The 24,477-nt window shown below is 72.8% G+C and carries 17 protein-coding genes and 1 pseudogene; 3 read left to right on the forward strand and 15 right to left on the reverse strand.

Annotated features, from left to right (window positions below; translation table 11 throughout):
• Positions 1 to 37: 37 nt before the first annotated feature.
• From ACZ4O3_RS34230 to ACZ4O3_RS34270, 9 genes are all read right to left on the reverse strand, one after another.
• Entirely contained in the window at positions 38 to 2,068 is a 2,031-nt protein-coding gene (locus ACZ4O3_RS34230) for a TOMM precursor leader peptide-binding protein (protein WP_467726018.1), read from the reverse strand.
• Complete coding sequence (locus tag ACZ4O3_RS34235) at positions 2,065 to 2,817, reverse strand: ABC transporter permease (protein ID WP_362732062.1); 753 nt, start codon at positions 2,815 to 2,817, stop codon at positions 2,065 to 2,067. The genes ACZ4O3_RS34230 and ACZ4O3_RS34235 overlap by 4 nt, the downstream gene beginning before the upstream one ends.
• Positions 2,814 to 5,180 carry an ATP-binding cassette domain-containing protein gene (locus ACZ4O3_RS34240; RefSeq protein ID WP_467726020.1) on the reverse strand — a complete coding sequence of 789 codons (2,367 nt, stop codon included), beginning with the start codon at positions 5,178 to 5,180 and terminating at the stop codon, positions 2,814 to 2,816. Before ACZ4O3_RS34240 ends, ACZ4O3_RS34235 begins: the two co-directional genes overlap by 4 nt.
• Entirely contained in the window at positions 5,177 to 6,319 is a 1,143-nt protein-coding gene (locus tag ACZ4O3_RS34245) for a lantibiotic dehydratase C-terminal domain-containing protein (protein ID WP_467726022.1), read from the reverse strand. Before ACZ4O3_RS34245 ends, ACZ4O3_RS34240 begins: the two co-directional genes overlap by 4 nt.
• Positions 6,316 to 9,099 (reverse strand): lantibiotic dehydratase, encoded by a 2,784-nt coding sequence (locus ACZ4O3_RS34250; RefSeq protein WP_467726024.1) that lies wholly within the window; start codon positions 9,097 to 9,099, stop codon positions 6,316 to 6,318. Before ACZ4O3_RS34250 ends, ACZ4O3_RS34245 begins: the two co-directional genes overlap by 4 nt.
• A 92-nt stretch (positions 9,100 to 9,191) precedes the next feature.
• Entirely contained in the window at positions 9,192 to 10,781 is a 1,590-nt protein-coding gene (locus ACZ4O3_RS34255; protein WP_467726026.1) for a nitroreductase family protein, read from the reverse strand.
• Positions 10,782 to 10,858: 77 nt separating this feature from the next.
• Positions 10,859 to 12,847, reverse strand: coding sequence for a TOMM precursor leader peptide-binding protein (locus ACZ4O3_RS34260; protein ID WP_467726028.1), 1,989 nt, complete (start codon positions 12,845 to 12,847; stop codon positions 10,859 to 10,861).
• The gene (locus ACZ4O3_RS34265) at positions 12,837 to 15,131 is read right to left on the reverse strand and encodes a TOMM precursor leader peptide-binding protein (RefSeq protein ID WP_467726030.1); all 2,295 of its coding nucleotides are present in this window, start codon (positions 15,129 to 15,131) and stop codon (positions 12,837 to 12,839) included. The genes ACZ4O3_RS34260 and ACZ4O3_RS34265 overlap by 11 nt, the downstream gene beginning before the upstream one ends.
• Before the next feature lie 32 nt (positions 15,132 to 15,163).
• A complete protein-coding gene (locus ACZ4O3_RS34270; protein WP_467726032.1) occupies positions 15,164 to 16,198 on the reverse strand; it encodes an AfsR/SARP family transcriptional regulator in 1,035 nt (344 codons plus the stop codon).
• 321 nt (positions 16,199 to 16,519) lie between these two features.
• On the opposite strand from ACZ4O3_RS34270, the gene ACZ4O3_RS34275 reads away from it, so the two are divergent.
• Positions 16,520 to 16,720, forward strand: a complete 201-nt coding sequence (locus ACZ4O3_RS34275) for a hypothetical protein (protein ID WP_362731930.1) — start codon at positions 16,520 to 16,522, stop codon at positions 16,718 to 16,720.
• 1,244 nt (positions 16,721 to 17,964) lie between these two features.
• Here the strand turns inward: ACZ4O3_RS34275 and ACZ4O3_RS34280 are convergent.
• Positions 17,965 to 18,165, reverse strand: coding sequence for a hypothetical protein (locus ACZ4O3_RS34280; protein WP_467726034.1), 201 nt, complete (start codon positions 18,163 to 18,165; stop codon positions 17,965 to 17,967).
• Positions 18,147 to 18,746, reverse strand: a complete 600-nt coding sequence (locus ACZ4O3_RS34285) for a TetR/AcrR family transcriptional regulator (RefSeq protein WP_362713682.1) — start codon at positions 18,744 to 18,746, stop codon at positions 18,147 to 18,149. Before ACZ4O3_RS34285 ends, ACZ4O3_RS34280 begins: the two co-directional genes overlap by 19 nt.
• A gap of 189 nt (positions 18,747 to 18,935) precedes the next feature.
• On the opposite strand from ACZ4O3_RS34285, the gene ACZ4O3_RS34290 reads away from it, so the two are divergent.
• Positions 18,936 to 19,544, forward strand: a complete 609-nt coding sequence (locus ACZ4O3_RS34290) for an ATP-binding protein (protein WP_362713684.1) — start codon at positions 18,936 to 18,938, stop codon at positions 19,542 to 19,544.
• Between the two features lie 203 nt (positions 19,545 to 19,747).
• Here ACZ4O3_RS34290 and ACZ4O3_RS34295 read toward each other — a convergent pair whose 3' ends face one another.
• Positions 19,748 to 20,707, reverse strand: coding sequence for a GNAT family N-acetyltransferase (locus ACZ4O3_RS34295; RefSeq protein ID WP_467726036.1), 960 nt, complete (start codon positions 20,705 to 20,707; stop codon positions 19,748 to 19,750).
• A 45-nt stretch (positions 20,708 to 20,752) separates the two neighbouring features.
• Positions 20,753 to 21,663 (reverse strand): annotated as a pseudogene (locus tag ACZ4O3_RS34300) (NADP-dependent oxidoreductase).
• Positions 21,664 to 22,103: 440 nt separating this feature from the next.
• Here ACZ4O3_RS34300 and ACZ4O3_RS34305 point away from each other — a divergent pair.
• Positions 22,104 to 23,291: an MFS transporter gene (locus ACZ4O3_RS34305; RefSeq protein WP_362713689.1), complete on the forward strand. Its 1,188-nt coding sequence runs from the start codon at positions 22,104 to 22,106 to the stop codon at positions 23,289 to 23,291.
• A gap of 130 nt (positions 23,292 to 23,421) precedes the next feature.
• Here the strand turns inward: ACZ4O3_RS34305 and ACZ4O3_RS34310 are convergent, their stop codons facing one another.
• Entirely contained in the window at positions 23,422 to 24,123 is a 702-nt protein-coding gene (locus tag ACZ4O3_RS34310) for a carboxymuconolactone decarboxylase family protein (protein WP_467726038.1), read from the reverse strand.
• Entirely contained in the window at positions 24,020 to 24,475 is a 456-nt protein-coding gene (locus ACZ4O3_RS34315) for a cupin domain-containing protein (protein ID WP_467726114.1), read from the reverse strand. Before ACZ4O3_RS34315 ends, ACZ4O3_RS34310 begins: the two co-directional genes overlap by 104 nt.
• Positions 24,476 to 24,477 lie beyond the last annotated feature (2 nt).

The following is a 24,477-nucleotide window of genomic DNA, read 5'->3' on the forward strand; positions in this document are numbered from 1 at the left end:
TCCAGGCGGCGGGGACCCTGTCGTGCGCCCGCCGCCGTCAGGGAAACGGGTGCGGCACGAGCCGCAGGTCACCGTCTTCGAGTGGCGTCGGCACCAGGCCCGCGCGGTACGGTGCGGTCCGCAGCCGCGGCATGTGCAGCGCACGTTGGCGCAGCCATCCGAAGTCGATGGGGAGCAGCCCCGGAGCGAGCGTGGCGACCGTGCGCAGACCCATGCGGCGCTGCTCGGGCGTGGTCTGGTCGACGGCGACGACGTCGCACCCGGCCGAGACCAGCAGGTCGCGCAGGAGCGTCAGGTCGTCACGGAGGTCGCCGGTGCGCGGCCGCCGCTCCTGCCATCCGCCGAACAGGGCGGGCAGGGAGGCCACTTGTGGTGGGGCGAGATAGCTGTGCGCGTGATGGCGCATGGCCGGCAGTCCGAAGAGCGCGGCGTGGTCGGGCAGTTGCCTGACCAGTTCGAAGTCCTCTGCCATGGCGGTGAGTTCGGCGGGCCGCTCGGCGACCTGCCGGGGCAGGTGCGGGATGTAGGTGAGGATCTCCGAGATCGCGGACTCCACCGCCGTCTCCGGGTCGAAGGACGCGCCGGCGGCGAACGCCAGGGTGCCGGGCCCGTCGTCACGGCGGACGGCGAGGCCGGTGACGACCGGCAGCGGCAGGTCGACCCGGTTGTCGAAGACGTGGACGTCGTAGCCCTGTAGCGCGGCCCGCGCCACCATGGCCCGCACCTGGGGACCGCGCACCGAGTCCAGGTCGATCTCCGGCAGCGGCAGACCTCCGTACCAGCCGAGCAGGAAGGCGTCCCGCTCGACGAGTTCCAGCAGGCCGAAGAGGATGGCCTCCTCCGGGGAGCCGCCGGTGGCACAGCCGTTGGAGCATTCGAAGACGAAGTTGTCCTCGCGGGTCCCGGCGCTGTAGTAGACGAGCCGGGCCGGGACGAGCACCGGCCGTTCGTCGCGCAGGGACCAGCCGGTGACCCACGGCATCGGCCGGGCCGGGTCGAACGGCTCGACCATCGGATCCTCGGCGTAGGTGTGCGGCGCGTACAGGCCGCAGGAGCGCGGGTCCAGGGCGCGGTCGCCGAGCTCGTCGAAGGAAGCGGTGACGACGGGGGCGCGGTGCCGGCGGTGGGTGCCCGCGTAGCGTTCCAGCCCCTCCAGGAAGGCGAGGTCGCGGCTGCGGACGAAGGAGTTGGCCTGGCCGCTCCAGGTGACGTCGGTGAGTCCGGCGTAGCCGCGCATGAAGACGCTGCCGGCGACGGGCGCGGTGGTGGGGGAGGTGACGTCGATCCAGGTTCCGCCGCCGAGTACCCCGCACACCGGGTTGGCGAGGCCCTTCACGGGCAGCGGGTAGTCGGCGGGGCGGCGCAGCCGGTAGGTGTCCGGATGCGGTTTGGGGCGGGTGGCGAGCGGTCCCACCACGGCCTCCTGCGCGGCCTGCCGCGCTGCCTGTTCGGTGAGCGGGCGGCAGTACGGGCACATCGGCTCCGGCACGAGCGGGAAGGTTCGTACCCGCAGGCTCTCCAGGTCGAGTTCGGTGACCCGGGGGAGTGCGGCGTCGGGGCCGTCCGGGGTGTGCCGGGAGGCGCCGGAGGCGATGAGCCGGTGCAGGGACCAGACGGCGTCCACCGTGTGGTCGGGCAGGGCGGGCCAGTGGCCGGCGGCGGTGGTCGCTGAGCCGGTTTCCAGCGCCTCGCGTTCGGTCCGGGTGCGCAGTCGCTGCCGGCGCATGGCCAGGCACATGCCGCAGGCCGGTCCGGCGTCCGCGGTGCCGCCCCAGGGACCGAGCAGCACGGCCTGAGCGGTGAGGTGCACCGCGGCGGTGTGCGCGGGCGCGTCCTGGCCGGGACACGCGCCGGCGGCGTCGGTGTCGCCGGGGACGGCGGAGGCGACCGGTACGTCGGAGGCGACCGGCACACCCGCGTCACCGAGTACGTTGGCGTCGCCGATCCGGGACACGGCGGGAGTGGGCAGGCCCGCGGCCGCGGCGCGGGCCGCCAGCCGGGCCTGGAGGTCCGCGCGGGCGGCCTCCAGGGGGGAGGGGACCGTCGCGGGGGCGGTGACGGGGGTCATGGCCGGTTGCTCCAGCGGAAGATCCGGGTGGCGATCAGCCCGAAGACGACGGCGAAGACGGCGAGTCCGGCGCAGTCCACGCCGATGTCACCGAGGTCCCCGCGCCCGCCCATGGCATCGGTCAGGCCGTCGTTCAGGTAGTGCAGCGGCAGCACCTTGGCGACCGTGCGCAGCCAGCCCGGCATCAGGTCGTCGGGGAAGAACGAGCCGGACAGGAACGCCATCGGCACCATCACGATGTTGGCGATGGCGGCGACCGCCTCCGGGGTGTCGGCGACACTGCCGACCACCAGACCCATGGCGAGGAACGCGGTGACGCCCAGCACCAGCAGCGGCAGCGCCGCCCACCAGGGCCCGTTCAGCTGGAGCCCGAAGAACGGCAGCAGGGCGACGGCGGTGAACAGCACGGCCTGCACGAGGGCCACGCCCAGCGCGACCGTCCAGCGGGAGGCGAGCAGGGTGCGCAGCGGGGTGGGGGAGCGCCAGATGAGGCGCAGCACGTCGTCCCGGCGCCACTGCATGAGGGCGAAGCCGACGGAGAACACGGCGGCGTTGCCGACGCCCCAGGACAGGACTCCCGGGCCGATGTAGTTGATGGAGGACAGGCCGCCGTCGACCTGCTGGCCCCGGAAGATGAGGCCGAAGAGGATCAGGAAGGCGAGGGGGAAGGCGAAGGTGAAGAAGAGGGTCGTTCTGTCGCGCACGCTCGCGACGTAGGTGGCCCTGGTCAGTGCGGCGTACGCGCTCAACGGTGGTGCTCCGATCCGGTGTGGGTCAGGTTCAGGTAGGCGTCCTCGAGGGTGGCGGTGCGCACCGAGACCGTGGAGATGTCCACGAGGTCGCCGAGGGCGGTGAGGACGCGGTTGGCGGCGGTGGTCTCGATGACGAGTTCGTCGCCCTCGACGGCGGCCCGGTCGACCCCGTCCAGCGCGAGGGCGTCCTTCGCCGAGAGGTCCGCGGCCGGCAGCAGCAGCCGGGTGGGTGCGGCGAGGGAGCGGATGAGGCCGCGGGGCGAGTCGAGCGCCACGAGCCGGCCCTCGGCGATGATCGCCACCCGGTCGCACAGCGCCTCGGCCTCGTCGAGGTAGTGGGTGGTGCAGATGATGGTGCGGCCCTCGGCACGCAACGAGCGCAACAGGTCCCACAGTTCGCGCCGGGCCTCGGGGTCGAGGGCGGCGGTCGGCTCGTCGAGGAAGATCATCTCCGGCTCGTTGAGCAGTGCGGTGGCGACCGCGAGCCGCTGGCGCTGGCCTCCGGAGAGGTGGTCGATCCGGGCGTTCTCCTTGTCGGTGAGGCCGACGCGCTCCAGCGCGGTGCGCGCCACGCCCGGCTCCATGCCGTACAGCGCGGCGACGGTGCGCAGGTGCTCGACCGCGGTGAGCCGGGCGAAGAACGCCGGCGCCTGGGTCTGCACGCCGATCCGGGCCAGCAGTGCGGTGTCGCGCGGCCAGGGGCTCCTGCCGAGGACGGTGACGGTCCCGGAGTCGGCCTCGCGCATCCCCTCGACGATCTCCACCAGGGTGGTCTTGCCCGCGCCGTTGGGGCCGAGGATGCCGAAGAACTCGCCGTGCCGCACGGTCAGGGAGACGCCGTCGAGGGCCGTCACCTCCCCGTACCGCTTGGTGACGCCGGCCAGGACGACGACCGGCTCGGTCTCCGTGCCGCCGGGGACGGCCTCGGTCTGCGTGTCGGGTCCGCTCATCTCGCCTTTCCTTGGGTGCGGTGACGGCTCCGGGACGCCGGCGGCGCCCTCGGTGTCCGTCCGTGCCGCGGCGGACCGCCCCGGCACACGTTCGATGGGTGCGGCGGCGGGCCGGGCCCGCCGCCCGCCGGGAGACTCGGCGGGAACAGCCGCCGGGGCCGCTGCCGGGCCGGCCGAGGGGGCCGGGGCGCGGCGGGCGCGCAGGGCGCGGCCGAGCGTGCCGAGCGCCCACAGCAGCAGGAGGGCGCCCAGCAGCGCCGGCGGCAGCGCCCAGGCGAGCACGGCCAGCCCGTCGGGCAGGACGGTGCGCAGCGCCGCCCCGCACAGCACGAGCAGCGCCGCGCACTGCACCGCGGTGAGCACTGCGAAGCCCCCGTACACCAGGCGCAGCCGGGCGGGGTAGGCGCCGAGGCCCGGGCCTCGGCGCAGCGGTGCCCGCAGGGCGAGCGCCGTGAACGTGCGGCTGCCGGCCGCGAGATCGATGACCGCGAGCGCGTGCCCCAGCGCCTTGTAGCCGTCGAGGGGTGCCAGCGGCAGCAGGTTGGCGAGGCCGCAGACCGTGCCGAGGAGCAGCAGCGCGCCGAGCGCGGGCCGTGCGTCGGCGCCGTGCGGCAGCAGCGCCCACACCGGGTAGAACGGCACCAGGAAGAGGATGTTGGCGAGGACCCCGGCACAGGCGGTGGCCACCTTGCGGCCTCGGCCGCCCAGGAACTGGACGTCCTCGATCTCGCAGTACAGATAGGTGGCGCCGAGGATCCAGCGCAGCCCGATCTCGGTGACCCGGCCGTTCCAGGCACGCGCGGCCAGGCCGTGTGCCAGTTCGTGCAGGGCGAGGCTGCACCACAGGACGCAGCCGACCGCGAGGAGCAGTACGGGCTGCCGGGCCGTCTGTTCGGTCTGCCGCCACAGGGTGCCCCACTGGACGGCGACGGCCGTGACCATCGCGACGGCCAGCACGACGAGCACGCCCGGCACCGCGGGCCGCCGCAGGGGAGCGGTGGCGCGGTGCAACTGGTCCATCAGCGCGGGCGCGTCGGCGACCAACCGGGTCCGTCCGGCCAGCAGGCCGTTCGGCCGGGGGGCCGGCGTTGCGGCGGCGGGCGGTGCGGCGGGCGCGGGGGCGCCGTCGAGGAGGCCGCGGCCGTGCAGCAGCCGCAGCAGCTGTCCCCACTGCGCCTCGCCGAGGCGGGTGCCGAACTCTCCGGTGTACTGCCGGCCGATCTCCTCCAGCGTGCGGGTGCCGTCCAGGCGGGTGATGAGGAAGTGCTCCTTGGGGCCGACCTCCATGCGCCGTCCGGTGCGCGGATCCTTCAACAGGTGGATGCGGGCCGCCCCGCGCACCAGGCTCGGGCCGGCCACGATGTCCGGGCGGACGCGTGGCCGGGCCGCGAGGAAGACACCGGCGCTCACTCCTCGCCGTCCGGGGATCCGTCGCGCAGGGCTCGGGCGAGGACGTAGGAGAGGAACGCCTCGTCGCGGATGGTCATGCTCAGCCGGTTGTTGGTCATGTGCATGTACGGCGAGAGCAGCATGGGCAGCGCGTACGCGGGGTCGGTGGCATGTATGTCCCGGGTGCCGTCCCAGGAGCGGAACGTCAGCTCACCGGCCCGGGCCAGGGTGGCGGCGCGGTCGCGGAGTTCGGCGCAATGCGTGGCCCAGCCGAGCAGGAACACCGGAAGCCGGTGCAGCTCGCCCGTGGCGACCGCCTGCCGGATGCGCCGGAACCGCTCGGGCAGCCGGTCGCCCATCGCGTTGTAGGCGCGGTCGTAGCCCTGGTCGGCCGTGAACGTGGTCCCGCTGAACGCCTCGTTCCAGAAGGTGTGATAGCTGTCCAGGAAGCCCAGCAGGGACTCGTCGTCGGCGAGGAAGGTGCCGGACATGACCATCATCAGCTGGGCGGACAGCCCGAGCAGCACGGTCCGCAGATGCAGGTTCATCGTGCGGGCGGCCTCGATGACCAGGTCGCTGGAGTGCTGGAAGTGCCACTCGGCCAGCTCGATCCCGGCGGGCCCGCCGTACTTGCCGAACTCGGGATCGTAGGGGCGCTCCTCGAAGGAGTTGTTGGGCCGCAGCTTCATCCGGCCGTCCTCGCCCAGGTATCCGGCGCGCTGCTCCTCGCTGTACTCCAGGGTGAAGAGGGTCTCGTAGAGGTCGGCGAGGAAACCGGCCTTGACCTCGTACAGGGCCGGGCGCCCGCGCAGGAACTCCTCCAGCGCGGCGCTCGTCCGCTCCCGCACCAGCTCCGCGTCCGCGGCCCGCCGCGGCTTGAGCCGCAGCCGCAGGTGGGGGCCCTCCAGCCAGTAGTTGATGAAGAAGTACCCGTCGAGCAGGCCCTCCTCGGTGAGGGCGTCCACCAGCGGCCTGATGCAGGTCAGCAGCAGCGGGCGGGGGCTCGCCGCGTAGAAGACGTGGACGGCCAGCCACTCGCCGGGGGCGTCGCCGGCAGCCTCGCCGGCGGTCGCGTCCAGGGCGCGGGCGTCGGGGGCGGTCGTATCGGAGCCGGAGGCGGGGGAGTGGGAGGGGAAGGGGGAGGGAAGGGGTGCGGTCATCGGGTCGGGTCCTCTTCGGGCAGGCCGGCCGGGCCGGGCAGCATCTCGACGGCGAGTTCGGCGACGTGCCGGCCGTGCGGGGAGGTGACGTACAGCTCGTCCTCGCCGGGCAGCATCTCCTCGAAGACGCACCGGGCGCGTCTGCCGGCGAGGAGCCCTTCGAGGGCGATGAGCGACAGCGGACTGTCGAAGTCGACGTACTGGGGCTTGGCGCCACCGAACCAGGCGCCGGCGCTCTCCTCGCCGTCCGCGGCCTCCTCGTGGACGGTCACGAAGACCCGGCCGGGCAGACCGTGCCGGGTCCGCCAGCGGTGCCAGGCGAGGTACCAGTCGCTGTCGGCGGTGCCGGGAGCGCGCTGTGGCAGGCTGCCGTCGGCGGCCGTCCAGGAGCGCCGCTGGAGGACGAGGGAGTGATGGCGGACCCGCGGCCGCCGGGTGACGCCGTCCTCGGCGGGACCGGCCGGCACTCCGCGCCACACGTCCAGCACGGAGCGGGCGGTCGGGGAGAACAGCAGCAGGGTGCGCGGGATCTCGGGCAGCACCATGGGGACGAGGTAGCCGAGGTACAGCGGGACGACCTCGCGGTCGAGACGTCCCGAGCGCAGGATCAGCCGGTCGCCGGCACCGTCGTGCACGGCGTACAGGTCGTCCAGGGACAGCCGTGCCTCCTCGGGCGCCGTGCTGTTCTCACCGGGACAGACGATCTCGTAGTCCGTCAGGGCGCCGTGCAGGTTGAGGTTGGTGGTGGCGGCACCGGCGGTGATCTCGGCGAAGACCGCGCCGGGTGGGCACAGCCGTCGCAACTCGTCGCGCAGCGCCGCCGTCAGACCCGGGCCTGCCACGCCGCCCGGGCCGTCGAAGCAGTGGGTGAAGCGGGTGAAGGGGAAGCACAGGCCGCCGAAGGAGTCGTTGAGAACGGCCCGCAGCTCGCCGTCCCGGCGCCCTGGCTGGAGGAAGTGGCTGTACGGCTGGAAGGCGGGCGCGGCCCCGCCGAGCGCCCCGGCCACCGCGTCCACGGTGGCATCGTCGAGGACGAACTCCTCGGCCGCGGCCGGGAGTCCGGCCCAGCCGGTGCGCATCCGGGCGGTGAACGCGGACCGGGCCCGGTCCAGGGCGGTGATCTCCGGCATGCCGAGCCAGTTCTCCTCCGGGGCGTGGCTGCCGTCCGGGAGGAAGTCGTCCTTGGTGGCGGTGAACTGGAGGTACTGCCGGAAGATGTCCTCGTGGAAGTCGTGGACCAGGCGAAGCAGGTCGTCGCAGCGTCCGCCGCGGCCGTAACGGGCGAGGAAGAAGCCCTTGAGGGTGAGCCGTTGCGGCAGGGCCACGTCGAACGCGGGCAGGACGCGGCCGATCGAACGCAGCGGGCCGGCCAGGGCGGTCCACTCGGTGAGGTCGGCGGTGGTGGTGCCGGCCGAGACGTCCTCGTAGAGCAGGGTCTGCGGCAGCGTGGGCCGATCGGCGCCCAGTTCGGCCTGAAGCGCCGTGAGGTCGGCGCGCAGCTCGGTGAGCAGGGTCCGGCGGGTGTCCAGGTCCGCCGCCGGGTAGCGCTCGACGACACCGCCGGGGACGTCGAGACGGGTGGCGAGGGCGTCGGCCCAGGAACGGTCCAGCGCGCGCAGCGCACGCTGGAAGGCGCGCAGCGGGTCGCCGCTGTGCACCCCGGTGTCGAGGCTGGGCAGCTGCAGCATGCCGAGGTCGAGCAGGGCGGTCAGGTAGTGCTCGGCCTCCTGGGCGCCGGCGCCGGTGGTGGCGGTCAGCCAGCGCGCCAGGTCGCCGTGGCGCAGCGTGCCCTCCTGGCCGCGCAGCAGCGCGAGCATCCCGTCGAGGGTGCCCTGCCTGCGGAGGAAGAAGAGCCGGTCCTGCGCCGCGTCGAAGCTGACCGTGGCGCTGTCGTCACCGGCGCTGACCGCCCGCTGCACATAGCGGACGCGGTCCTCGTCCAGTTTCCAGCCGGAGGCGAGGGTGACCGGCAGGTCGGCGCGGCGCTGCGGGTCCGCGGCGACGAGTTCGGCGAGCCGGGTCAGAACGACGACGTTGAGCCTCGGGTGCCCCCTCCAGTCGGCGCCGACCGGCGTGCCTGCCTGTGCGCCGGCCTGGCCCGCGCTCTCGAAGCAGCCCAGGGCGACGCCCGTGAGGGTGCTGAACGGACTGGTCTTGCACGCGGTGCGGTACAGGTAGGACAGCAGCGAGCGCTCCATCTTCCGGGCCCGCTTGCCGGGTACCGGCACCGGGTCGGCGGCGAAGGCGTCCAGCCGCTCCTCCAGGGTGGGGGAGGCCAGCAGCAGGCCGCGGCGCAGCCGGTCGTCGCGGGCCAGGTCGCGCAGCGTGGCGCGGGTGCGGGCCAGCGCGTCCGTGAGGACGGTGCCGCCCTCGGCACGCAGCCGCTCCCACCGCACCCGGGCGTCCAGCCAGGCCGTCAGGTCGGCCGCGGTGACGGGCCCGAGGCCGGCGGCGAGGGCGCGGGCCGCGTCCAGATCACCGGGCAGCCGGTTGTTGAAGACCTGCCGGCGCAGGCCGAGCAGACGGCGGCGCAGCACGGCGTCGTCGGTGGCGCCGACCGCGCCTGCGAGCGGGTCGCTGAGCCGGGCGCCGAGCTCGGTGAGCCGGTCCTCCTCCGCGGCGGTCCGGGCGGCCCAGCGGGCCGCCTCGGGGGCGCGCAGCGCGAGGACGGTGTCGGCCGGAAGACCCGCGACGCGCAGCATGAAGCGGCTGTGCAGGGCCGTACGCCCTGCGGCGGGGGCGGGGGTGTCGTGGGCCGGGGTGGTGGCGGTCGGGCTCACGCCCTCCTCCTTTCGGGTGGGGTGTGCCGCCGCCGCGCCCCGCGGCCGCCGGATCGTCGTCCGGCGGCCCGGTGCGGGCGGCGGCACGCGGGTCACGGGGCGACGATGTCGTAGCGGTAGTCGGCGGGGCGGGGCCGTTCGTGGCCGATCAACATGATCAGCAGCGGGATCTCACCGCGGTCGGCGAGGCCGAGTTCCTCCTCGTAGGAGACGCTGTCGAAGCCGAGCGCGACACCGCAGGCGGTGCCGGCCGCGGAGACGGCGGTGTAGACGGCCTGGGCGGTCGCCCCCACCGCCGCGTTGACCAGGCGGTAACCCCGGTCACCGACGGCGTCCAGCACCGCGTGGGTACGGGCCACCGGCACCAGGACGGCGGCGGCCTGCTCCAGGTTGTAGTTGGCGAGGAAGTAGTTGTCCTGGAGGAAACCGGCGTGGTCGCCGGCCTTCATCAGCACCAGGTCCCCGGTGTCCCGGTCGTACTCGTAGAGACCGGCCGGCACGTCGCGCACGTGGTTGACGAAGACGTACAGCCGGGTCAGCGGGGCCGCGCCGGGTGTCTCGGTGTCGCTGTCGAGGGTGCCCGCGGCGACCGCGGCGCGCAGCGCGACCGACAGCCGGTCGGCCTCCAGGGGTGCGACGGCGCTGAACCGGCCGAAGCTGCTGCGGCGTTCGCGCAACGCCCGGCGCACGGACGTGTCCAGTGGCGCGGGCTCGGGCAGCGGGCAGCGCTCGCCGTCGCCCGCGACCGCGGCCAGCGCGACGTCCAGCGCGCCGGGCGCGGGCCGCTCGGCGGCGCCCTCCAGGGTGGCGTCGTGGATACGGCGCAGGGTCGGGAAGGCCAGTACCCGGCGGGACTTCTCGTCGGGCACCCGGCGCACCCGCGCCTCGGGCGTGCGGGGCGCGTCCCGCTCCGGGGCCGGTCCGTCCCAGCGCAGCGGTACGACGGCGAACACGCCGTCGTCCTCGGGATCCAGGCCGAGCAGCCGGCCCAGCCGGGGCTCGTCGAACCACAGGGCGCTGCCCAGGTGCAGGCCGTGCGCGCGGGCCCACATCCGCCAGGTCTGCAGGAGGGCCCCGACGTCCATGGTGACGGCGTGGTAGCAGAAGCTGTTGTACTTGAACGAGTTCTGCCAGAACGTCACCCCGAGCACCAGGAACTGGTCGGTGCCGGCGGCCTCCGGCAGATCGCCCAGCGCGGCCCGGACGTCGCCGGTGACGTCGCCGGACAGCAGCCGGGTGACCCGGTGGCCGGGGGTGTCGTAGTAGTAGACGCCCGGCGCGAGCGGTCCGCTCGCGCCGCTGATCCAGTGGACGCCGACAGGGTAGAGGCCGCCGCCCGAGGCGGTGCCGCGCGACCAGTTGGCGTGCGAGTGGAAGGGCAGGGACCCCAGGTCGGTGTTGGCCTGGACGGCGAGGCGACGGCCGGTCAGACCGTAGGAGTCGCGCAGCATCGCGCCGAGCAGCGGCAGGGTGAACGCCCCGGTGCCGGGCTGCCCGAACAGCCCCCGGCCCAGGGTGGCATCGTCCGCGCAGCCCCCGTCGGGCAGCGGGAAGGACGGCGCGCCCGGGAAGAACTTGCCCTTGCGGGGGCGGTCGGACCAGTCGGGGACGAAGTCGGCCGGTTCCATGGGGATCCTGCCCCGCCGCATCACCGCGGTCGCGTACTCATGGGCGTATCCCATGGTCACTCCCTCTTCTGCTCGTCTTGGTGGGCGCCGGCCGGCCGGGAGGCGGGCGGCCGGCGTGGGGATGTGGGTCGTCAGGGGAACGGATGCGGCGCCGGGTTGAGATCGCCGTCGCCCAGGTCGCCCGCCCGCAGCCCCGCCTCGCGCAGCGCGGTGCGGACGCGGGGCATCAGCGGGCCGCGCTGGCGGCTCCAGCCGAAGTCGATCGGCAGCAGGCCGGGCACCAGGACCTTGACCGTGCTCAGGCCGAGGGTCCGCTGCTCCGGTGCGGACTGGTCGACCACCACCACGTCGAACCCGTGCGCCGCCACGGCGGCGACGCACGCCGCCACGTCGTCGCGCAGGTCGTCCGAGGCACGCGGATCGCCGGGCCCGGAGGCGCGCGGCGTATCAGGCCCGGAGGTGAGCGAGGCGAGCGGCACCCGCTCCGCGTCGTCCCGGCCGCGCAGCAGGAAGTCGGTGTACGGCCCCATCTCGGGCAGCCCGTACAGCAGCGGGTGGTCGTGCAGGACCCGTACCTGGTGGAAGTCGGCCGCCATCCGGCGCAGCCTGCGTTCCTCGCGGGTGGTGCGGCGGCGCAGGTTGACGGAGTCGGTGGCGATCTCGCACAGCCCGGAGGCGAGCGCGGCCTCCGGGTCGAGGGAGGCGCCCGCGCCGAAGCAGAGCAGCCCTGCCCCGCCGTCGACGCGTTCGGCGACCGCCGTCACCACCGGCACCGGGAACGTGATCCGGGTGTCGAAGAACCGGGCACGGTAGCCGTACATCGCCAGCCGGTCGACCATGGCGCGGGTCTCGGGCCGGGTGCTGCTCGCCGGGTCGATCTCCGGCAGCCGGGCCCGGCCGAACCAGGCCAGCAGGAAGGCGTCCCGTTCGACGGTCTCCATCAGCCCGTGGTAGACGGCCTCCGTCAGACTGCCGCCGGAGGCGCAGCCGTTGGAGCTCTCCTGCACGAAGCGCCGTGCGATGCCGCCGGGCGCGTGGTAGTACGCCACCACCTCGGGGACGAGGACGGGCCGGGCGTCGCGCAGCGACCAGCCCCACACCCAGTCCACCGGACGGTCCGGCGCGAAGCGCGGCACATCCGGATCGGCGGCGTGGAAGGCGGCGGAGTACAGGCCGGTCGTGCGCGGGTCGACCGCCCCGGCACCCAGCGCGCCGAGTTCGTCGAGCGAGGCGGTGACCGTGGTCCGCTTGGACCGGGCGCGCATCCCGGCGAACCGCTCCAGGCCCTCGAGGAGCCCGACTGCGACGCTCGTGCCGTACGAGTCGGTGTGACCGCCCCAGTAGCACTCCCGCAGGTAGCTGCCGGAGCGGGTGGTGAACGCGCCGATCGCCGAGGATGTGGAGGCTGAGGTCAGGTCGGGGGCGACGGACGGGCCGAGCACCCCGGTGACCGGGTTGGCGAACGCCGTGAGCGTCAGGCCGTAGGCGCCGGGCGGACGTTGACGGAAGCCGTCCGGGGCGTGCTTGGGCGCGGCCTCCAGGTCGACGCGGGCGCCGTCGGCGGTGTCGTCCTCCGGTGTCCCACAGGAGGGGCACTCGCCGTCGGGCACCAGGGGGAACCGGGAGACGCGCAGGGTCTCCAGGTCCAGCAGCCACACCCACGGGTGCGGGCCGGTCGCGGGCACGGCGGCAGCCGCCGCGACGAGGGCGGCGAGGGTGTCCGCCACGAAGGCGACCAGCCAGGGCGGGGTTCCGGTGGCGACGGGATCCCCGCCGAGTTCCAGCGCGTCCCGCAGGAAGCCGGCCCGCACCGCCTGCCAGCGGCGCGCCAGGCACTGCGGGCAGCCCTGACCGTCGGCGGCGGTACGTGGGCCCACCACCGCGTGGTGCCCGTACAGGCCGACCGGCACGGCGCGCGGGACGAAATCCCGGGCGGCCGCCGCCAGTTCGTCCCGGACGCCGAGCGGGCTCACGACGGCGCGCGGCGCACCCGGATGCCGCCGGGCGAGGGCGCCGTCGATCGCCGCGGTGAGGTCGGCGCACACCGCCTCCCACGGGCCGGCCGGGTCGGCGGCCCGGGGAGCGCCCTGGACGCGTGCCGCCACGGTCTCAGTGGGCACCGTGCTCCTCACCGGTCAGCAGGACGCGCACGGCGTGGACCTGACCGGCGGCCAGGTCGGGGGCGCTCACGGGGACGGCGAGGGCGTCCCGTCCCGCCGCGGCCAGTCCGTCCAGCGCGGCGGCCCAGGTGGTGCCATCCGGCGCGGCAGGCGCGGTGCCCTCGGCGACGAGGGCGGCGGCGTCCAGGTCGTCCCACAGCGGGTCGCCGGTGTCGGCCGGACCCGCGGTGCGGCGCAACTGCTCGGCGCCGAGCAGGTCACGCAGCGCCTCCAGCACGGCGTCACGGTGCCGAAGACCGCCGCCGACGGCCCAGCGCACCTCACCGGTCGTCGCGTCCGTGAACCGGGCCAGGCCGACGGGCAGCAGACCGCCGCCCGCGGCGGTCAGGTCGAGGACCTCCGCGGCGACACCCAGGTTCTCCGCCGACCGCAGCAGGAAGAGGAGTTCGGGGTCGTCCGCGAGGGACGCCGGGTTCACGGTGCGCACCGGTGCGGTGCGACGGACGGCGCCGCGCAGCGCGTCGTGGGCGAGGGCGGTGCGCAGGGCACGGGCGAGCGCGGCGCGCGGGCTGCCGGCCGCTCCGGTCCCGGCCGAGGTCCGCTCGAAGAGTCCGGAGTCGTTCCAGCCGCCCAGGGTGCGCACCGCGCCGGCGGGCACCAGGACGGTACGGCCGTCCAGCAGCGAGGTGGCCTCGCACCAGTGGGCGACCCGCTCGGCGGGCACGTCGAGGCCGCTGGAGAGGGTGAGCGCGGCGGGCGTCACGCGGTCCCACTTGCCGAGAGCGGCCTCCAGGGCGGCGGCCTCCAGCACCCGGGGCGGCACGACGTGTTCGGCGTAGACCTCGGCGGCGCGGAACAGCGCGGTGAGGCGGGCGCCCGCGACATGGTGGACGTCGGTGGCGGATATCCGTCGCACCCGGCCGGGTGCGGTGCCCAGGCGGACCGTGCTCACCTTGAGCGGGGTCTGCTCCCACTCGTCGTCCGCGTACGCGGTGAAGACGCCGGCCCTCTCCCGGACCAGGACGTCCCGCAACTCCAGCGCGGACAGGGCGGCGCGGGCGGTGTCCTCGTCGGCGTCCCCGCCGACCGGCAGGGCGCCGGGCTCGTCGTCCGTGTGGGGCGCGCGCAGTCTCTCACCCGGGAGCGGGGCGGCCTCGCGGGTGCCGGCGTCGCGGGCCGGGCAGAACGGGCAGCGGGGGTGCGGCAGCAGCGGCTCGGAGAGCACGTCGAGGGAGTCGAGGTCCTGCACGATCACCTGGTTGCGGGTCTCGGCCGGCAGCGCCTCGGTGACGAGCCGGAAGACCTCGAAGGCCAGCAGGTTGCCGAGCATTCCGGCGAGCGGCCCGGCAAGCACGCGCGGGGGAGTGCCGAGCGGCGCGCCGGGGCCGACGGAGGCCCACAGGTGGGCGCTGTCGGCTGCGTCTGCGCCCGCTCCGAGCCGCAGGGCGGCGCAGCACCAGCAGCCGGGGGCGCCCGCCGTCATCACGGGGCCGACGACGGCCCGGTCGCCGAACGTCCAGGCGCCCAGCAGCCGCCGGCCCGGGGGTACGCCCTCGCCGAGCAGGCGGAGCATCTGCCGGTGTCCGGCGGCGCCGGTGACCAGGACGGTGTCCCAGCCGTCGAGATCGCCCCAGCCGTAGGTGTCGTGGGTGCCGTCGCCGGCCTCGGGCAGGCGGGTCAGAGCGGGGGCGCAACCCGCCTCGGCGAGGGTCGCGGCCTCGGCCTCCAGCTCGGCCATGCCCTCCACACCGTGCAGTTCGCGGCTGAGGATTCCAGGACCACCCCGGTCGGTGACGGCCACCGCGGCGCAGCCGTTGCGCAGCAGCCCGAGCGCGGCCCAGCGGGCGAGCGCGTCGTCACCGAGGACGGCGACCGGGGTGGAGCGGAACCGCAGGAACCTTTCGCTCGCATGGTCCGCGTAGTGGTCGAGATAGTCGAGTTGGTGGGCGAAACGCTCGGCGACCTGCGGCGCGAGCACCTCGACCGGCGGCCGGGGGGCCGCGTCCCGGGCGAAGCCACGCGCGTAGAGGGCGCGCACGAGTTGGACCACCATGTCGCGCTGCTTGTCCCCCAGGCCGGCGCACAGTTCCTCGACCCGCCGCTCCCCGTCGAGGTGAGGGACCATCAGCGCGGCGAACCGGTACGCGGACTGCGTGACGACGTTGAACCCGCCGTGAGCGTTGTGGAACAGCACGCCGGACGGAGTCCGGGTGAAGAGCACGTCCCTGCGGATGCGAGGCCGTGACTGCGCGATCTCCTCGTAGGACGAGGGGGTGTGGGCCATGGGTTTCGAAACCTCCGGGGAGCAGGGGGTGGTCAGCCGACGGCCGACGGACGCAGGTCGGTCGGGTCGTGCGTGGCGGAGGCCGCCAGGGTGGTGCCGGCCGCCTTGACGAAGAGGCGCAGCAGGTCATGGACGCGGTAGCGGTCGGCCGGGCCCTCCTGAAGCAGTCCGGCGTCGACGAGCGACCGCAGCACGAGCGCTCCGGAGGCGGTGCCGGCCGACCCACCGGGTTCGGCGGCCGGGGTACCGCCGGCCGCCGGCGGGGTGCCCGCCGGGGGGAGTACGAGGGGTCCGCCGGACGGGTCGCCGCGCAGCACGGCCAACTGGAGGCGCCGCAGCACCGCTCCGGGTTCCACCCCCAGTTCCCCGGCCAGATGGCTGTGGATCCTGCGGTACTCGGCGAGGGCCTCGCCGCGCCGCCCGGAGCGGTACATCGCCTCGATGAGCAGGGCGGAGAGCCCCTCGTGTCCGGGATGGACCCGGACGGCCTCACGGGCCTCGGCGATCAGCTCGCGGTGCCGCCCCAGGCGCAGTTCGCCGTCGAAGACCCGCTCCACGGCGAGCAGCCGCTCCTCCGCGAGGCGCGGAACATGGTCGCGGTGCAGCTCGTCGGAGTGGACGTTGCCGAGGAGTGGCTCCTTCCACAGCCCGAGAGCGGCCCGGGCCAGCCGGAGCGCGGCCTCGGGGTCGTCCTCGGCGTACGAACGGGCGAGCAGGTCGCGGAAGTGCAGCAGGTCGAGGGTGTCGGCGTCGGCGTGCAGCCGGTACCCGCCGGGGACGGCCTCGATGGCGTGGTCGGCCACGCCGTACTTGGCGAACAGCCGGCGCAGGCGCAGCACGCAGGTGTGCAGGGCGGACTTGCCGCCGGCGGGCGGGCTGCTGCCCCAGACGACGCGCTGGAGGAAGCCGGTGGAGACGACGGAGCCGGGGTGGAGCAGGAGGGCGGCGAGGAGCGAGGCGGGCCGGGAGGGGGTCAGTACGACCGTCTCGCGGCCGTCCGTGATGGCGAGCAGCCCGAGCACCAGGAACCGCGGCCGCCCGGGGGACGGTTCGGTGGGGGGCTGCACGGAAAACATACCGTCGGTTGGCGGGGCGCCTGTTTTTTCCACAGCCTCTCACATCATTGGGGTGATTGATGCACCAACTGGGTCGCAAAGGGGCGCAGTTGTCCGCACCCGGGTCACAGGTCGCGAACAAAAACGTTGCCGGGACGGGAACTTAGAAGCGATCACGCCGTGCGTCCAGAGGTAGAAGCGAAACACCAGACGACTTATGGGAAAGAAAGCGGGTGCGGGGGCAACGAGATTGGTCGGACTGAGCCGAGGGCATACTGTGGGCCTGGGCAGCCGCCGTGCTCCCTCGAAACCAGACTCAGCGGAGGAACACCCATGCCGTGGTGGGGCCTGATACCGGTCGTCTCGATGATCACCGGGCCTGTCGCTCTTTATGTCATGACCCGGCGCAAACGGGGTGCACGCGGCACGGACGAGCGTTACGAGGCACTCTCGCGCAAATACACCCAGCTCCTGGAGGAATCCACCTCCGGTGAACTGCCCAACGGACGGGGGCGTTACCCCGACGGCCACTGAGCTGCGAGGCGACCGCCGCGTCGGTTGCGGGCCGAGGTCACGGGGTGCCTGCGCTGGTCCAGACCGGTGACCGGTGTGTGGCACCCTCGTTACCGCCGGTAGCCGTTTGTCGTGCCACTCCTCGCGCCGCGGGGAGCGCCTCGGCCCGGCCTGCACGCGCAGGGTGCCGTCCGTGACGCCCGGTCACCCGCGGATGGAGGCGTAGGGGGCTGCGTCGCCGGAGCGGTGCCGGAAAAGGCCCGTTTCCCCCTCGGCTCCGCCCCTCGGTACCGCGATGAGCCTGCCCCTTCGCGGAGTTGAGTGAGGTTCTGTCCGCGATGCTGCCTTTTCCGTGAAGGCGTCGCATGTCCTTGATCGCCTGCGATGCGCACCCGAGTGGGCAGCGGTTCCGGAGCCTTCCTGGCGGACCGCGCACCGTGGAATCGCGCCGCGCCTTTTCCGTCACGAATGCCGGCTGGCTCGCTGATTCCGTGGTCCCGCGCGGCACTTCTGCCGAGGCTTTCCGGCGCCGACGAGACGTGAACATTGTTCAAATCCCGAAAACGGAACTCAAGCCTCGACCGTGGACGTAGAAGAACTCCCGGCAGGGTTACGGGGGGTGGGATATCCGTCATGAATTAAACGGACGCCCGTCTTCCGGCTCCCCTGTCGCGTATCAGCCGTTCGGCCACGGCACGGTACCCCGAGTCGCGCCGCCCCGGAGGGTTGAGCCCGCGTCACCGCCACGGGCAGGCCGGCGCCGCCCGGACAAGCGACTGCGACCACTCGCCGCGCCCCAGGGGCCGGCAGGGGGGCGGCTCTCCCGACACGACGACCGCCCCGGACGTGTGAGGGGCGAGGGCGGCACCGCCCTCGACGTCACGGGGTGAGTGCCCTTGCGGCGCGGCGATCGCACCGTGGTCCCGACCGTGAAGGGAGGACGCCAGGCGCTCCGGCATTGGTATAGACCGTTAAAGCCGGGCAGTCGGCCCCAACGCGCCCGATCCGGCACGGACTTCACCCTCGTGCCCGTCCCCCGCCCGCTGACCTCGCGGGGTGCGGGATCGCTGTGCGCTCGGCGCGGGGGAGGGCGGCGAGGACGGCACCGCGCCGGAGAGGCAGGTGGGTGGTGACGGTGTCGATGTCGGCGATCGCGGGCCGGTCAGGTACGAGGGGCAGGGGGTGTGGGTCGTGGTCGTCCACGGCGCCTTCGACCCCAACTCCGTGTCCCTGCCGGCTTCCGCGCCGCTGGGCGCGGCCGCCACTCACGCCGCGGTCGTCGTGGACGCGGCCGAGATGGCCTTCGGCGACTCCAGCGTCCTGAACGCGCTGCTGAACGTCCACCACGGCCACCGCCTGCGCGTGGCCAGGCCCGCGCGCCAGTTCCAGCGGGTGCTGGAGCCGGCCAGGCGATGTCGATGCCCGGTCCGGTGTCCGGCAGGGAGGTTCACGTCGGGGTGTGCCATCCGGGTTCCAGGATGTCGAGGAGGGCGTGGAAGGCTTTGTGGGACCGGTCCCAGTGGCCGTCGGCCAGCGGGGCGATCAGCAGGCCGAGGGAGGCGTCGGTCAGCAGGGTGGCCTGTGTGCGTGCTTGCTCCTGGGGCATGCCGAGGTCGCGGAAGACGGTGGTGTAGAGGAGGGTCCATTCGGCGACGATGTCGCGCATGACGGGTCCGTAGCGGTGGGGATGGAGCACGCTGGTGCTCATGATCTCGAAGTAGAGAGGAAGTGCCCCGCGGAGCTCGGGGTCGCTGAACTGGCGCCACACTTCCTCCAGGAAGCGGCGCAGGTCCGCGGGGCTCGCGGGCGCGCCGATGGTCTCCAGCAGTACTCGGGTGCGCAGGAGGGGCCGGCGCTCGTAGACGTCGAGGGCCTCGGCGACCATCTGTTCCTTGGTGCCGAAGTAGTACAGGAGCATGCGGTCGCTGGTGCCCAGGGCCTTGGCGAGAGGGCGCAGGGACAGGTCCGCGACGCCGTTGCGCGTGACGTACTCGCGGATCCGGTCGAGAAGATCACGTCGCTTGGCTGGATCGGGCGGGCGGGGCATGAAGGCTCCTGGGTGTGGGCGGCCAGGCATTCCCGACCGTCCTTTATGGGAGTTTTGGGTACGTATTTACTGTAGCGGTAGCTACATATATATTTTAGGTGTAGCGACTGCTACATACGGGTCTGGCGTACGCCGGACCCGATCGTCGGCAAGCCGTCCGCCCGGTCGGCAGCGAAGGGACTGATCCCCATGGCCGCCTGGGTCATCGGCCACCGCACGGCCTCTCGCCGGGGAAGGCAGTCCTCTCGCCCCGCTGCACCGTCGCGGCTCGCCCGGCAGTGGGCTCTGTGGTCCCGCCTGCTCGCGCCGCTGCGCCCGTTCGACGCACCGCGCGGCTGCGCCACCGCCTGGGACGCCTCCTGGCCTCTGCGGCGGGAACTGACCTCCGTGGGGCAGGCCCGGCGCCTGGTGACCGCACAACTGGGCGCCTGGGACGTGAGTGATCTCGCCGACACCGCCGAGCTTCTGGTCAGCGAACTGGTCACCAACGCGTTGCGGCACACCCGCGGCCCGCTCCGGCTCAACCTGCAGCTGCGCCACTCCCGCCTGCTGTGCGAGGTCGAGGACACCGAATCCTCCAGCCCCGCGCGCGGCGCCGCCGGCACGGATGCCGAGAACGGCCGGGGCATCGAACTTCTCGACCTGCTCGCGGGCGCCTGGGGCAGTGTCCGGACGGCCACCGGCAAGACAATATGGTTCGAACTGCGGGCCGAGGGCCGTCCTCGTGAGACGTCAGCGCCTCGGCGATGCACGCGACCGGGATCCGTGAACGTTCGCAAGCACGTTGCCGGTTCCTGACGTGAAACCAGCGCCGGACTGCTCCGTCACCCATCCGAGGTGTCCGGCGACTCCTGACGCCTCTGGCGGTCGCCGGACCACCGCCCGCGCTGCGCAGCCGCTGCCGCTGCCGGCGATCGCTGTGTCGGTCCCTGACCGGGGGCGGCCGGCGCGGTGTGATGACGCGCACTGGAAGAGTCGAACCGCATACGGATGCCCGGTGGCTATGTCAGGTCGTTGTCGCACGCGGCGGTCTGTTTCCGGTCGTCCGCCCCATGTGCGGGGCTGTGCTGGGGGTAGGCGCCGGCCCCAGGACGGACCTTGTCGATGAGATCGCGGTACTGCGGGTTGCGGGCGATGAACTCGCCCACGACCGGGCAGATGACGGTGATTGTTTTTCCGGTTGGGCGTATCGCGTCCAGCACGCGCGCGATGAGCTCCCCGGCGACCCGGTGGTGGCGATAGGCGGGGTCGACCCAGGTCGTCAGCAACACGATGCGGCCGCCGACGAACCGGTACGAGAGTTCCGCGATCGCTTCGGGTCCGATGGCCGCGAACCACCGGCTGCGCTCCGTGTCATGGATGACATCGAGCTCCCAGCTCGACTCCACCTCGTCGGGACCCTCCTTGTCCAGGGCGGCGATGAGGGTCGCGTTGTTCTCCTCCAGGGCGGCTGCCTCGGCCTCGGCGCCCGTCGTCACCGTCTGGACTTCTCCCCGGGGCGGCCTGAAGGGCTGGTCCAGGACCGGTGCGGCTCTCTTGGCTCCCGGGTGCTCGGGGTCGACGAGGTCGGCGTACGCCGGGTTGCGCTCGATGAAGGTGCGCACGATCGGGCACGTGATGGTGACCGTCTTCCCCTGTGCGCGCACGTCCTCCAGGACACGTCGGATCAGCTCGGTGGCGATCCCCCGGTTGCGGAATCCGGGGAGCACAGAGGTCGCCAGCAGCACGAGTCGGTTCTCGCCGGCGGACTTGTAGGTCAGTCCTGCCACCTCTGTGTCACCCGCCTTGGCCTCGTAGACACCGGTCCTCGCGTCGTTGACGACGTCGAAGTCGAACGCCAGAGCACGGGGATCGTCGCGGCCATCGTCGACGAGGGCGGCACGGTCCTGCGCGGTGAGGCCTGGGTCTGCCCTCGCCACGTCGCCGACGGTCGAGCGGTTCGGCTCGGTTGGGCTGGTCATACGGTGTGGTCCTTTGCTGGATGTGTCCGGGCGGGCGCGGTGGCCTCACGGGCGAACGATGGTCTTGCCCTTGACCCGCTCGGCCGGGTCGAAAGCGGAAACGGCGTCGTCGAGGGTGACGACCTGGCCGATGTTCGTGCGTAGGCGTCCGTCCCGGACTCGCTGGACGACCTCAGTCAGCTGTGCGCGGTCGGCTTCGACGACGAAGTCGACCGCCAGGCCGTCCTTCGGCTGCGTCTCGGCCGGACCGGCGATGGTCACCAGCATCCCGCCGGCTCGTACCAGACCTGCCGACCGCTTCCCGATGTCGCCACCGATCACGTCGAAGACCAGATCGATGCCCCCGACGTCTTCCAGCGCGTCGTTGCCGAGGTCGGCGAACTCCTGCGCCCCGAACTCCATCGCGGCCTGCCGGTCGGGGGTGCGTCCGGTTCCGATGACGTAGGCGCCGGCCTGGCGGGCCAACTGCGTCACCAGCGAGCCGACGCCTCCCGCTGCGCCGTGTACGAGAACGCTCTGCCCGGCGTGGAAGCGGCCGTGCACGAACAGTCCCTGCCAGGCCGTCAGGGCGGAGACCGGCAGGCTCGCACCCACCGTGAAGTCGACATCACCCGGCAGCGGCGCGAGGTTACGGGCCTCGATGGCCACGTACTGCGCGAGAGTGCCGTCACGCGTCCAGTCCGCCAGCCCGAACACCCGCTGTCCGACCGACAGCCCCCTGGTGCCGTAGCCGAGGGCGCTCACCACTCCGGCCACCTCGTGGCCGGGAATGGATGGCGTCCGGTCACGGCCGAGACGATCGACCCAGGTCGAGGGCCACTCCAGCTCGCCCGGCGTGAAACCCGACGCGTGAACTCAACCACCACGTCGTTGCCCGCGGCCTGCGGCTCCGGACGCTCGGTCAGTGCCATCCCGGACGTCCCCGCTGCCTGATCCGTCACCACAATCGCCTTCACGGGACGCCTCCTTGTGTTTGGGGCCCTGCCTGCGCAGGACGGTCCGTCCTGCTCGAGCCGGCCGATCCAGCGGGCTGCTGCGTCTCGGCTCGGCCCTCGGTTCACCACCTTCAGCCTAACTCCAAAGAGGACGTCAGGGTCCAAGAATGTGAGAGTGTGAGCATCATGTGATGGTGAGATGCATCGTCGTCTGGACGAAACAGTCCCGTTAATGCATGATCGACGGGCCGGGCGAACCTACGGGGCGAACCACAGCCGTGACGCCAAGACGGAACCCGCAGGTGCCAGCAGTCGCAGGGCCGGCTGCCACCGTCCACGGCAGAAGCCGGTGTGCCGTCCGACGCAGAACGAGAAAAGGACACTGCTCGATGCATGATGTGGCCCCAGCGCCCAGCCAGGATCGTCAGGGCAGAACATTCAGGCGCGCATTCCTGTCCGCGGTGTTCTCCCTGGCGGCGGCGTTTGCCGCGGTGGGCTCGACGATCCCTCTGTTCAACGTCTACCGGGCCCAGGACGGGTTCACCAACGCGGGCATCTCGATGACAGTCGTCGCCTACTCGGCCGCCACGATCAGCACGCTGCTGGTACTGGGGCGGCTGTCCAACCATGTGGGCCGGCGGCACGCGGCCCTCGCCAGCCTCGGCCTGCTCGTGCTGGGCTGCCTGGTGCTGTTGAACGTGCACCACATAGGCGTCCTGATCGCAGGCCGGCTCCTGATGGGCCTGGGGGCCGGGTTGGCCAGCAGCAGCCTCACCGCGTACATCGTCGACACCGCACCCGCAAGGCCGGCCTGGCTGGCTTCCGTCGCGTCCAGCCAGACAGTCATGCTCGGCCTTGCCGCGGGGGCCATCGTCTCCGGTGCCCTGGTCCAGTTCGGCCCCTGGCCACGCGACCTCATCTACCTCATTTCCATCGGCCTGCTTCTGCTGTCCACCGTGCTCATCGCCATCAGCCCGGACACCGTGGCCCCGGCCCCAGGCGCGTGGCGATCGCTGAAGCCCACTGTCCGCATACCGGTCCCGGTCAGGCATCTGCTCGCCGTCACAGCCGCGATACTCCTGTCCACCTGGGCCACCGGGGCGTTCTACCAGGCCTTCGTGCCCGCGCTGGTCGAAGACCAGCTCCGCACGCACAGTCCACTCGTCCTGGGACTGGTGTTCGCCGCTTACATGGCCCCCAGCGCGCTGGGGGCTCCCCTCAGCGGCCGATTCGCACCGGCGGGAGCGCAACGCATCGGTATGGCGGCCTTCTTCGCCGGCTGGAGCGGCATCATCACAGCGATCGCGACCGGTTCGCTTCCGTTGTTCATCACCGCAACCATCGTCGCCGGGGCAGGTCAGGGCATCGCCATCAGTGGCACGACCCGCGGCCTTCTGTCCGGGAGCGGTCTGACGGACCGGGCTCCGATCTTCGCCGTGGTGTACCTCCTCAGCTACAGCGGCGCGACCGTTCCCAGCCTCATCACCGGCCAGCTGTCCCACGCCCTTTCGCTACCGAGGATCGCGCTCGGCTACGGCGCTTTCGCCCTCCTCGCCACCGTGTTCACCGTCATCGCGGCACGCAACCCGCACACCGGCACGACCAGCCGGCACGATCCGCGCACCCGGCGCACCATGCCGTCACCCTGACAGCGTGCGACACCGAACAGGGCCGCCGTCCCGACGAGGGAATCCATCATCCGCGGCCCGGTGGCGCGCTCCCATCATCACGACGGTGAACACCCCGGCAGCCCGCATCACCCCCGGTGCCACTGTCGGGTCAGTTGCCGACCGGGTACCGGCTGGTGATCGCGACACGGTTGAAGGCGTTCATCACGGTTGCCAGCCAGGCGACCGCCGAGACCTGGTCCGTGGTGAGTACGGCCGAGGCGGCGTTGTAGTCCTCGTCGCCGACGTGTCCGTCGGCCACGTATGCGATCGCCTCGGTCAAGCGGAGGGCTGCGCGGTCGGTGTCGGAGAAGTAGCCGGTCTCCTCCCATGCGGGCAGCACGGCGATCCGGTCGGGGTTCTCGCCCTTCTCGAGGGCGTCGCGGGTGTGCATGCGCAGGCAGAACGCACAGCCGTTGATCTGGGAGGTGCGGATTTTCAGCAACTCGACCAGGAGTGGGTCAAGTCCCGCTGCGGCAACGGTCTCCTGAACCTCTGACGACAGGGCGAGAAGAGCCTTGTAGGCGGCCGGATGCTGCTTGCCGATGTTGACGCGCTGGGTGTCGGTCTTGGTTCCTTCGATGTGTTCGTGTGGCGATGTGTTCGTGCGGCCTTGCGTCGCGCTTCGGGCGCTTCTTGGTGGCCGATGGGGGGTGTTTTGGCAGAGGCCGAGTTCGTGCGGTGCGTTGCTGCCCGCTGCGTGCCCCGGGCTAGGCTCTCGGGTCGTCGACCTTGAGCTTGTCACCGGTGTCGGAGACGAAGACGACCAGGAGCTCGGCTCGTTCGGCCCGGCTGGTGTTCTCGGTGAGGACATGGTGCGCGCCGGGCTGCTCGACCCAGTTCTCGCCCTGGTGGTAGGTGGTCACGGGCTGGCCGTCGAGCCTGCTGCGTACGGTTCCTTCGAGGACGTAGGCATAGACGAACGCCTGGCCGTGACGGTGCGGCACGGCGCGTGCGCTGGGCGGGAAGTCGACGACCGCAGAGGTGAACGTCTTGCCCGTCACGTTCGGCAGAGCCTGCTGGAGCAGGGGGGTGAGGCTTTCGGCGGGGTGCGTCGAGGTCGCGGTGGCGGTCGGCGTCTTGGCGTGGGTGCGCTGGGCCACGGCGGTACAGCCGGTGGCCCCAGCCAGCGTGGCGACGGCCAGGAGGCCGCCGGCGATCCGCATGG

Source organism: Streptomyces sp. NPDC026515 (assembly GCF_055567595.1).